9 protein-coding genes, 2 tRNA genes and 1 pseudogene are annotated in these 10,502 nt (G+C 44.0%); 11 read left to right on the top strand and 1 reads right to left on the bottom strand.

Annotated features, from left to right (window positions below; all coding sequences use genetic code 11):
* From ST42_RS04115 to ST42_RS04065, 11 genes are all read left to right on the top strand, one after another.
* The coding region (locus ST42_RS04115) for a DUF3362 domain-containing protein (RefSeq protein ID WP_156139291.1) at positions 1-1,204 on the top strand (1,204 nt) is incomplete at its 5' end.
* Positions 1,131-1,943: a hypothetical protein gene (locus tag ST42_RS04110; RefSeq protein ID WP_044065848.1), complete on the top strand. Its 813-nt coding sequence runs from the start codon at positions 1,131-1,133 to the stop codon at positions 1,941-1,943. The genes ST42_RS04115 and ST42_RS04110, both read left to right, overlap by 74 nt.
* Positions 1,944-2,011: 68 nt before the next feature.
* Positions 2,012-2,767 (top strand): 3-deoxy-manno-octulosonate cytidylyltransferase, encoded by a 756-nt coding sequence (kdsB, locus tag ST42_RS04105; protein ID WP_022315991.1) that lies wholly within the window; start codon positions 2,012-2,014, stop codon positions 2,765-2,767.
* Positions 2,768-3,075: 308 nt separating this feature from the next.
* On the top strand, positions 3,076-4,410 hold the full coding sequence (locus ST42_RS04100) for a TolC family protein (protein ID WP_044072449.1): 1,335 nt from the start codon (positions 3,076-3,078) through the stop codon (positions 4,408-4,410).
* Between the two features lie 83 nt (positions 4,411-4,493).
* Positions 4,494-5,672 (top strand): efflux RND transporter periplasmic adaptor subunit, encoded by a 1,179-nt coding sequence (locus ST42_RS04095; protein ID WP_044072447.1) that lies wholly within the window; start codon positions 4,494-4,496, stop codon positions 5,670-5,672.
* A 272-nt stretch (positions 5,673-5,944) separates the two neighbouring features.
* Entirely contained in the window at positions 5,945-6,697 is a 753-nt protein-coding gene (locus tag ST42_RS04090; RefSeq protein ID WP_044072450.1) for an ABC transporter ATP-binding protein, read from the top strand.
* An 18-nt stretch (positions 6,698-6,715) separates the two neighbouring features.
* Positions 6,716-7,954, top strand: coding sequence for an ABC transporter permease (locus tag ST42_RS04085; protein ID WP_044072445.1), 1,239 nt, complete (start codon positions 6,716-6,718; stop codon positions 7,952-7,954).
* Entirely contained in the window at positions 7,951-9,063 is a 1,113-nt protein-coding gene (locus ST42_RS04080) for a sensor histidine kinase (RefSeq protein WP_044065852.1), read from the top strand. The genes ST42_RS04085 and ST42_RS04080 overlap by 4 nt, the downstream gene beginning before the upstream one ends.
* Positions 9,038-9,751, top strand: coding sequence for a LytR/AlgR family response regulator transcription factor (locus ST42_RS04075; protein ID WP_044072443.1), 714 nt, complete (start codon positions 9,038-9,040; stop codon positions 9,749-9,751). Before ST42_RS04080 ends, ST42_RS04075 begins: the two co-directional genes overlap by 26 nt.
* Positions 9,752-10,067: 316 nt before the next feature.
* A tRNA-Pro gene (locus ST42_RS04070) sits at positions 10,068-10,140 on the top strand.
* An 86-nt stretch (positions 10,141-10,226) separates the two neighbouring features.
* Positions 10,227-10,299 (top strand) — tRNA-Pro (locus ST42_RS04065).
* Positions 10,300-10,389: 90 nt separating this feature from the next.
* On the opposite strand, the pseudogene ST42_RS14230 reads toward ST42_RS04065, so the two are convergent.
* Positions 10,390-10,502: pseudogene (locus ST42_RS14230) on the bottom strand (ISAon1 family transposase); the annotation flags it as partial.

The raw sequence follows: 10,502 nt of genomic DNA, 5'->3' as shown, positions 1-10,502 counted from the left end.
AAAATTCTCCGTTAACATCCACAGAGGATGTTTTGGAGGATGTGCCTTCTGCACCATAAGTGCGCATCAGGGCAAATTTATAGTTTGTCGAAGCAAAGAAAGCATACTGAAAGAAGTGAAGAAGGTAATCCAGATGGATGGTTTCAAAGGCTATCTCAGCGACCTTGGTGGTCCGTCAGCAAACATGTATGGAATGTCTGGACGCAACAAGAACCTATGCGAGAAATGCAAGAGACCATCGTGTATCAACCCACAGGTATGTCCGAACCTCAACACGGACCACACGGCTCTGCTCGACATCTACCATTCTGTTGACGCTCTGCCTGGAATAAAGAAAAGTTTCATCGGAAGCGGTGTGAGATACGACTTGCTGCTGTACAAAAGCAAGGACGATAAAGCGAATAAGGCTGCACGAGAATATACAAGGGAACTTATTTGTAAGCACGTAAGCGGACGACTGAAAGTTGCTCCAGAACACACGTCAGACAATGTGCTGAGGCTTATGAGAAAGCCATCATTCGAACAGTTTGGAGAATTTAAACGGATGTTCGATAGAATAAACAATGAAGAGAACCTGAACCAGCAAATTATCCCCTACTTCATAAGCAGCCATCCTGGTTGCATGGAGGAAGACATGGCGGAACTCGCGGTAAAGACAAAAAGACTGGATTTTCATCTGGAACAGGTACAGGACTTCACGCCCACTCCAATGACGGTAAGTACAGAAACATGGTATACAGGTTTTCACCCATATACACTCGAACCTGTATTTTCAGCCAAGACACCGAAAGAAAAACTCGCTCAAAGGCAGTTCTTCTTTTGGTATAAGCCCGAAGAGAGACGAAACATTGAAAGAGAGTTGAAACGAATTGGAAGAGCTGACCTCATAACCCAACTCTATGCTAACGTCTACAGACAGACATCTGCCGGTCCACGCACCAGCAACCAATGGAAGGACGACGGACAAGATTCACATAAAGGCAACGGCCGAAGCCGCAACAAAAAAGAATATGTTCACAACGACAATGGATATTCGAAAAATAGCAGCGACTATGTATGGAGTAAGAACAGGTACGGAAAGAACACAGGCAGAACGGGAAGACTTACTTCAAGCAACAACGAAAAAGGAAATGACAATCATAGAACAAAAGACGGAAGGAAAGGCGGGCAGGCTGCTAAACGAGGACGGCATAACGGCAGATGACAATTTCGTTGCCGTCGTAGACGGAAGTACAAGCAAAACAGAACTGAAAGTTAACCCTGAGATGAGTAACGGCAGATACTGCATGCTCGCTATCATAAAAGCCATCAAAAAGATGCCACGCGACATCTGTATGGAGAGATTTTGTGAAAAGGTGACAGAAGAAATCCGTTCCATATATAATGCACATGCTGTTGACATTCAGAAGTTGAATGATGTTCCAACGAACAGGATGACGGCAAGTGCCATCGTCTTCAGTCTCAGCAGGAAGGAGATATGGATGGTGGGCGACTGTCAGTGTCTCGTTGACGGTAAACTATACGAGAATCCTAAACCAGGGGAAAAAGAAATTGCAGCCCAAAGAGCGCTGATAATTAGAAAATCCTTGAAAGAAGGTATGTCAGAAGCCGAAATGAGAAGAAATGACATCGGGCGCAAAGCAATATTGCCAACATTGAAGAAAGCATGTCTGGAACAGAACAAGCTCTACCCGGTAATAGACGGATTCAATATACCTACACATCTCGTGAAAGTTATACCCATAGATGACAAAACGCATGAAATAGTGCTTGCCTCTGACGGATACCCAAAGTTGATGCCTACGCTAAACGAAAGCGAAGCAGAGCTACAGAGACTGCTTGAAGAAGACCCGCTATGCATATACGAAAACATAGCGACCAAAGGCCTCAATGAGGGACAAACTTCTTTCGATGACAGATCATATATAAGGTTCAGAATTTGATGTCAAGTCACCCACAAACGCACTCAATGGAATTCCATTGTCAATTTAAAACTAAAAAAAACATAAATATGAAATTCGTAGGAATAATACCGGCAAGATACGCATCACAACGTTTCCCCGGAAAACCACTCGCCATACTAGGCGGTAAGACTGTGATTCAAAGGGTCGTCGAACAAGTAAAGAAAGTGCTCGACGACGTATATGTAGCTACTGATGATGACCGCATTTTCAATGCGGTAGCAGAATTCGGCGGAAATGCCATTATGACTTCCACTAAACACAAGAGCGGAACAGACCGTATTGAAGAAGCAGTAGAAAAACTCAGTGAGGAGTACGACGTTGTGATAAACATACAAGGCGACGAACCGTTTATCCATGAATCACAGATAAAAGAACTATGCCGTTGTTTTGATGACGACAACACTCAGATAGCGACACTCGGAAAGCCCTTCACAAAAGATCAGGACATTGTTGATCTTGACAATCCGAACTCTCCCAAAATAGTTAGAGACAACAATGGATATGCAATGTATTTCAGCCGCAGCGTGATTCCATATCTCAGGAATGTGGATCATGGTGAATGGCTTCAGAACTTCAACTATCTGAAACACATCGGCCTCTATGCCTACAGAAGAAACGTACTGAAAGAAATAACCAAGTTGCCACAGTCGTCACTCGAAATGGCAGAGAGTCTGGAGCAATTGAGATGGCTGCAGAATGGATACAAGATTAAGGTGGGACTGACCGATGTTGAAACCGTAGGCATTGACACTCCAGCAGACCTGCAGAGAGCTGAAGCCTTTCTGACAAAGAACAAGGGATAAATCCTTCATCATCCTAACCTTCTCAAAGGAAGAAACAAATTATCAAAGCAGACTACGAATAGACCTATTCTGTCTCATATATGCACAATAAGATAATAGGCTACAGTTTCTTACTTTGAAAAGATTAGGATGATTTTTCACAATCACGCTCGTCCATGAGTCCGTATTTCTGTTAAAAAACAGTTAATTTAGAGGTTCTACATCTAAGAAACAAAACTTTTCCTCTACTAACACACCCCTTATATCTATTTCATTATCATGCAGGGAATAGAATGCCTATATTTGCAGAGTAATCAAAGAAAGCAAATATGAACAAAATCATTATGACTACAGCCTTGGCATCTTTGTCGATAGTCTCCTCTCTTGCGCAAAGTACAAAACAGTGGACTCTTGAGGAATGCATTGACTATGCCATGGCCAACAATATCTCATTGAAGAAGAAAGCACTCGATAAGCAGACTGCACACGAGAATACTCTCCAGGCAAAAGCCCAACTGCTGCCATCTGTGAATGCAAGCACAACTCAAGGGGTGGGATTCAGGCCGTGGCCAAACGAAAGCATGGGTATGGTGAGCAATGGTACAGTACAACGCAGCGTAGACAAACTGTCGTATAACGGTACATACGGAGTGAATGCCAACTGGACAGTATGGAACGGCAACAAAAGCACCAACACTCTGAAATTAAGCAAAGTGGCAGAAGAACAAGCCGCTGCCGACTCTGCCATAACGGCAAAGACAATCGAAGAGCAGATAACACAGCTCTACGTACAGATTCTCTATACCAACGAGGCCCTGACAGTAAACAAACAATCATATGAGGCAAGTCTGGCTAATGAGAACAGAGGCAAAGAGATGGTAAATGTAGGAAAGATGTCGAAAGCAGATATGGCACAACTCTCATCTCAGGCAGCAAACGACAAATACGGCATAGTGGAAACAGAGAGTAATCTGGCAAAATACAAGTCACAACTTAAACAACTGTTGGAGATTACTGCTGAAAGTGGTTTTGAAATAGTTTTACCAGAAGCAACCGACGCCCAAGCCACAGCAACAGTTCCTGCCCTTAGCTTTGTCTATGAAAATGCCATTACAAACAGACCGGAGATCGTATACAGCCAGCTTGGAATAAAAGGCAGCAATCTGAACATCGCCATAGCAAAGGCAAGCTACATGCCTACGATAAGTCTCACAGGATCAGCGATGACAAGTTCCTCATCGATGAACGAGAACTCATGGGTAAACCAGATAAAAACGAACTTCGACATGGCGCTTGGAGCTACAGTAAGCATGCCTATCTACGATCAGCGACAAACAAAGACAGCATTGAACAAAGCTCGTATTGCAAGAGAAAACGCATTGCTGGAACTGGACGACCAGAAGAAGAAAATATGGAATACCGTTGAGGGATACTGGATAGATGCCAACAATAACCAACAGAAATATCTGGCAGCAAAGAGTAATGTTGAAAGCGCGCAAATGAGCTACGACCTTATGAGCGAGCAATTCAGATTAGGATTGAAGAACATTATAGAATTGATGAACAGCAAGACGAATCTGATTAAGGCCCAACAGGATATGCTACAAAGCAAATACATGACAATTCTCTCAAAACAGATGCTTGACCTTTACGGCAATAGATAGCCAACAAGCAATCTATCCGTGAAGTAATCTTACATGATAAAAAAAGAATCAAGAATATCAAAAAACAAGAAAGTATTAAGAATATGAAAAAGATAAGCAAAATATGGATTGGGATTGGCATTATAGCAGTCCTCGCGATAGCAACATGGATGTTCTCCGGAGGAAAAAAAGAACAGGCGGTGACATTTGACACGGCAAAGGTTGAACTTGCAAATATCAAGAACAGCGTTACGGCTACGGGAAGCGTAGAGCCTGTGACTTCAGTAACGGTGGGTACACAAGTATCAGGAATCATCTCAAGACTGTATGTTGACTACAATACAGTGGTGAAGAAAGGACAGATAATAGCAGAATTGGACAAGACAAACCTCATTAGCGAACTGAATACCGCAAAGGCGAACTTGTCGAGTGCACAGAGTTCACTGAACTACGAATCTGCAAACTACAAGCGCTATGCAACATTGTTCAAGAAAGGACTGGTAAGCGCAGACGAATATGAATCGGCAAAGCTGAACTTTGAGAAAGCTAAAGACCAGGTTGCCCAGTCGAGAGAGATGGTCCAGAAAGCCCAAACCAATCTCAGCTATGCCATCATCACCTCACCAATAGACGGAGTTGTGATTTCCAAGTCTGTAGAGGAAGGACAGACCGTAGCCGCAAGCTATGCCACTCCAGAACTCTTTACCATTGCCAAAGACCTGAAAGATATGCAGGTTGTGGCAAACGTAGATGAGGCCGACATCGGCGACGTGAAAGAAGGCGAGCGCGTATCATTCACCGTCGACGCCTATCCTAACGACACTTTCGAAGGAGTCGTGAAACAAGTAAGACAGGAAGCTACAACGACAAACAATGTAGTAACATATGAAGTAGTGATAAGTGCCCCAAACAGCGAACTGAAGCTGAAGCCAGGCCTCACAGCCAACGTAACGATCTATACGGCAGAACGGCAGAACGTGTTGTGCGTTTCCACAAAGGCTTTGCGTTTCACTCCGACCCAAGATCTGATTAAAGGCTGCAAGATAGTTGACTGTAAGGGGAAAAATAAAGTATGGACACGCGAAGGCAACACTTTCAAGGCACATGCTGTACAAATAGGTATGTCTGACGGAATACATACCGAGATTCTGAGTGGTGTGAGTAAAGGACTGGAGATAATAACCGACGCTAAGGCTGCCAACGGAAATGATGATGAACAGGCTGAAAACAACAGCGAGAGCAGTCCATTCGCTCCTAAAGGTCCACGCCAAAAGAAGAAATAACAACAGTTAAGTTTCACATCAATGAAATTCACCGGTTCCATAACCCCAAATCGGTCATTATGCCGTTTAATGTATAATTTTAATAACTGCTTGCAGTCTTTTGTTTTTTATAAGGCGCCTTTTGCTTGTTTTTAATTCGCAATAGCCCGCTATTACTCATTAAAAGCCAAACAAAACCACTCTTCTAAAATAACAAAATCCAAGCAAGCCTAATGACCGATTTGGGATAAAAACGTGCTTGGAACTTGAATAAATTCATGAATCAGAACAATATGGACAGTAAAAAAGTCGTTATAGAATTACAGAACGTTAAAAGAGAGTTTCTTGTAGGCGATGAGATGGTACATGCCTTGAGGGGCGTCTCTTTCAAGATATACGAGGGTGAATTCGTAACCATCATGGGTAAGTCGGGCTCCGGAAAGTCTACATTGCTAAACCAGCTCGGATGCTTCGATACTCCATCAAGCGGTGAATATCTGCTCGACGGGGTATCGGTGAGAACAATGTCAAGACCACAACGAGCCGTGCTGCGCAACAGAAAAATAGGTTTCATATTCCAGAACTACAATCTGTTGCCAAAGACCACCAGCATAGAGAACGTAGAGCTTCCCCTGATGTACAACTCAGACGTTTCGTCAACAGAAAGACATGACAGGGCAATTGAAGCCCTCAAGGCAGTGGGATTGGGTGACCGCCTATACCACAAGTCCAACCAGATGTCAGGTGGACAAATGCAACGTGTGGCCATAGCCCGTGCCTTGGTGAACAACCCTGCCGTAATACTTGCTGACGAAGCTACAGGAAATCTCGACACGAGGACATCGTTTGAAATCCTCGTGCTCTTCCAGAAACTCTTCGCTGCAGGAAGAACTATAATATTCGTGACACACAATCCCGACCTGGCCAACTATTCGAGCCGTAACATCATGCTCAGAGACGGCAAGGTGATAAGTGACGAATACAACAACAACATACAGTCGGCAGCCGAAGCACTTGCACAATTACCGCCAAGCACCGACGAATAAACCAATGAGGACAGAACAATGAATTATAGCAATCTTTTCAAGATAGCCCTCATAGCTATAGCCGCCAATAAAATGCGGTCTTTCCTTACAGCCCTCGGCATTATCATTGGCGTGGCTTCGGTCATTGCCATGCTTGCCATAGGCCAGGGATCAAAGAAAAGTATACAAGCAAACATTGCCGAGATGGGCTCTAACATGATAATGATAAACCCTGGAGCCGACATGAGAGGCGGAGTGAGACAGGATGCCTCATCAATGGAAACCCTGAAACTTGCCGACTATCAGTCGCTTAAAGACGAATGTAAGTACATTTCAGCAATAAGTCCGGTGGTGAATAAAAGCGGACAATTCATCTACGGCAACAACAACACCCCATCTACTATCTATGGAGTGAACACCGACTATCTCTCAATCCGCCAACTCAGCGTGAGCGATGGAGATATGTTTTCAGATGAAGACATAAAGTCAAGCGCAAAGGTATGCGTTCTAGGACAGACCGTAGTTGACAATCTCTTTCCCGACGGCAGCGATCCCATCGGGCGTGTGGTGCGTTTCAACAGCATACCTTTCAGAGTCGTCGGAGTGTTGAAGAAGAAAGGATACAACACGATGGGTATGGACCAGGATGATCTCGTGCTTGCCCCATACACTTCTGTAATGAAGAGGATACTCGCACAGACGTATCTCGGAAGCATCAACTGTTCTGCAATAACAGAAGGGCTTACAGACAAGGCTACAGACGAGATAACCACAATACTGCGTCGTAACCACAAACTGAAAGAGGCCACAGACATGCAGGAGGCCGACGATGACGACTTCAACATACGCTCACAAGAGGAACTTGCATCAATGATGAACTCAACCACAGATATGATGACCATTCTGCTGGGATGTGTGGCAGGCATTTCACTTATAGTGGGCGGCATCGGAATCATGAACATCATGTATGTGAGCGTGACAGAGAGAACCAAGGAGATAGGACTCAGAATGAGCGTTGGAGCACGCGGAGTGGACATCCTTAACCAATTCCTCATCGAGGCGATACTGCTCAGCGTGACAGGAGGCATTATCGGCGTACTGATAGGAGTCTGTTCATCATATGCCATCAACCTCATTGCCCACTGGCCGATATACATACAGCCATGGAGTATCGTCATGAGCTTCGCCGTGTGTACCTTTACAGGTGTGTTCTTTGGTTGGTATCCGGCAAAGAAAGCAGCACAGCTCGACCCTATCGAGGCTCTCAGATATGAATGATTAAATATAAGAAGAACAAACTCAACGCCATGAACTCATACAAGAAGGCCCTTGTCGCTATCCACGTTGCCGTATGGCTCGTGATATTAATATCCCCGCTCACATTCTTCGATAGAGGTGACCGTTTTGAAGCAGACAAGCTGATACCGATGTTTTCCACACCAATTGCCATGATGCTGGTGTTCTACACCACTTATCTATACCTCACGCCCAAACTGTTGCTCAAAGGACAAAAGCGTAAGTTCTGGACATATACCATAGCATTGGTGATACTAATGGGATTAGGGCTACATATCTGGTTTCAGGTGAGCCATAGGGTATTCTTCCATCCGGAACATCACCTGCATCCGATGAAAAAGATGAGAGAGCCGAATGCGTTGATGGACTTGATATTCATTTTGAGAAACGTTTTCAACATGACTGTTACTGCAGCCATAGCAGCCATGTCGATACTGTCAATCAAATGGCAGTCGTCAGAAACGGCACGTCGGGAAGCAGAGATGGCAAAACAGGATGCAGAGCTGAAGAACCTGAGGAATCAGGTCAATCCTCATTTCCTGCTCAACACCCTCAACAACATCTATGCCCTCACAGCCTTCAACCAGCAGAAAGCACAAGAGGCGATACTGGAACTCAGCGGTATGCTCAGGCATATCCTCTACGATAACCAGCAGGACTTCGTCAGACTCGACGATGAGATTAAGTTTATCCACAGCTATATCAACCTTATGAAAATCCGCATTCCGAAGACTACCAAGATACAAATCCAGGTCAACGTGCCCAAAGACACGGAACTGAGGATTGCTCCCCTAATTTTTATCTCGCTGATAGAGAATGCCTTCAAGCATGGTATAGGAACGGCAGAAAACAGTTTCATACACATAAACATATATGCCGACCGCAACCATATCGCATGCGAGATAGAAAATTCAAATTTCCCCAAAAACGACACCGACAGAAGCGGTCACGGCATCGGCCTTGAACAGGTGGGCAAACGCCTCGAACTTGCCTACCACAAAAAGTATACATGGGAAAAAGGAACAAAAGACAATAACAAGATTTATTATTCTAACATATATATTTATGACACTAAATTGCGTGATAATTGATGACGAGCCGCTGGCAGCAGAGCTGCTGGAAAGTTATGCTCAGAAGGTGCCCTTCCTCAGAGTGGAAGGAGTGTACAACAGTGCCATACAAGCAATTAAGACCATACGCGAAAGAAAGATCGACCTGATTTTCCTCGACATCCAGATGCCGGAACTCAGCGGACTGGAATTTGCAAGGATAATCAGCAAGGAAACGAAAATCGTGTTCACTACGGCTTTCAACCAATATGCGATTGACGGCTACGATGTCAATGCTCTCGACTATCTTCTGAAACCCATCAGTTTCGAGAGATTCCTGCAGACTGCAAACAAGGCTCTTGAGTGGTTTGACATTCAAGACAGACAGAAGACAATGCGCGAAGACCGGTTCGTGTTCGTGAAAAGCGAATACAAGCTGCAGAAAATCAACTTCGACGACATCCTTTATGTAGAGGGTGTTAAAGACTATGTAAAATTTTATTTCACTGACAGTTCTAAAAACATCATGTCTCTAATGAACATGAAGAAGGTGGAGGAATACCTTCCTTCGCCAGAATTCATGCGCATACACAGATCATACATCGTACACATGCCCAAAGTGGAACTGGTCGATCGCTTCCGCATTGTTATCGGTGACCAATATCTCCCCATCTCAGAAAGCTACAAAAACGAAATGCTAAAATACATTGACAGCCACTCACTAGTATGAGGATAATACAACAATAATGCTTGCAAACCAACAAAGGGGATGTGACAGACCACCATTCGTCTATAATCCATCCCCTTCCCAGCTCTGATATTAATCAGACAATTGCAATACGGGTAAGGTAAAAACAATATTTAATAATGTAGAAATTGTGGTTTTAGGAAAATCTCTGTAAACTATTAAAAAAAGAGCATACAATTTAATGCTTTTTTCTTGAAAAGTTTTGCAGAAACAAAAAAAATCCGTACCTTTGCACCCGCAATCAAGAAACAAACACAACAAGAGTTGCAGGAACAAGAAGATTGTCAAGACAAACAATCGGGGTGTAGCGCAGTTGGTAGCGTTCCTGGTTTGGGACCAGGCTGTCGCAGGTTCGAGTCCTGTCACCCCGACACAAGGAGAATGATTTCGGTCATTCTCTTTTTATGTAAGTAAAACACCACTGTGTTGATAACATAAAGACATTAAACAAAACAATCGGGGTGTAGCGCAGTTGGTAGCGTTCCTGGTTTGGGACCAGGCTGTCGCAGGTTCGAGTCCTGTCACCCCGACATAAGGAGAATGATTTCGGTCATTCTCTTTTTTTTATTCTTCTAAACCAACCTCAATCCGCTGACCCATAATTCTGGCTCAGTGGAAATTTAGTGGGGATAAGCATAAATCTTTGCAAGTCGATACAGAAAGAACTTTTCATCAACGATGCCCCTTAGTGATGCTCTGAAAGCTTTGATTTTTGCATTAAAGGATTCAGCTG

It is taken from the genome of Prevotella pectinovora, assembly GCF_000834015.1.
In the GTDB taxonomy this organism is placed as follows: Bacteria; Bacteroidota; Bacteroidia; order Bacteroidales; family Bacteroidaceae; genus Prevotella; species Prevotella pectinovora.
This window is presented reverse-complemented; position numbering and strand designations above follow the sequence as displayed.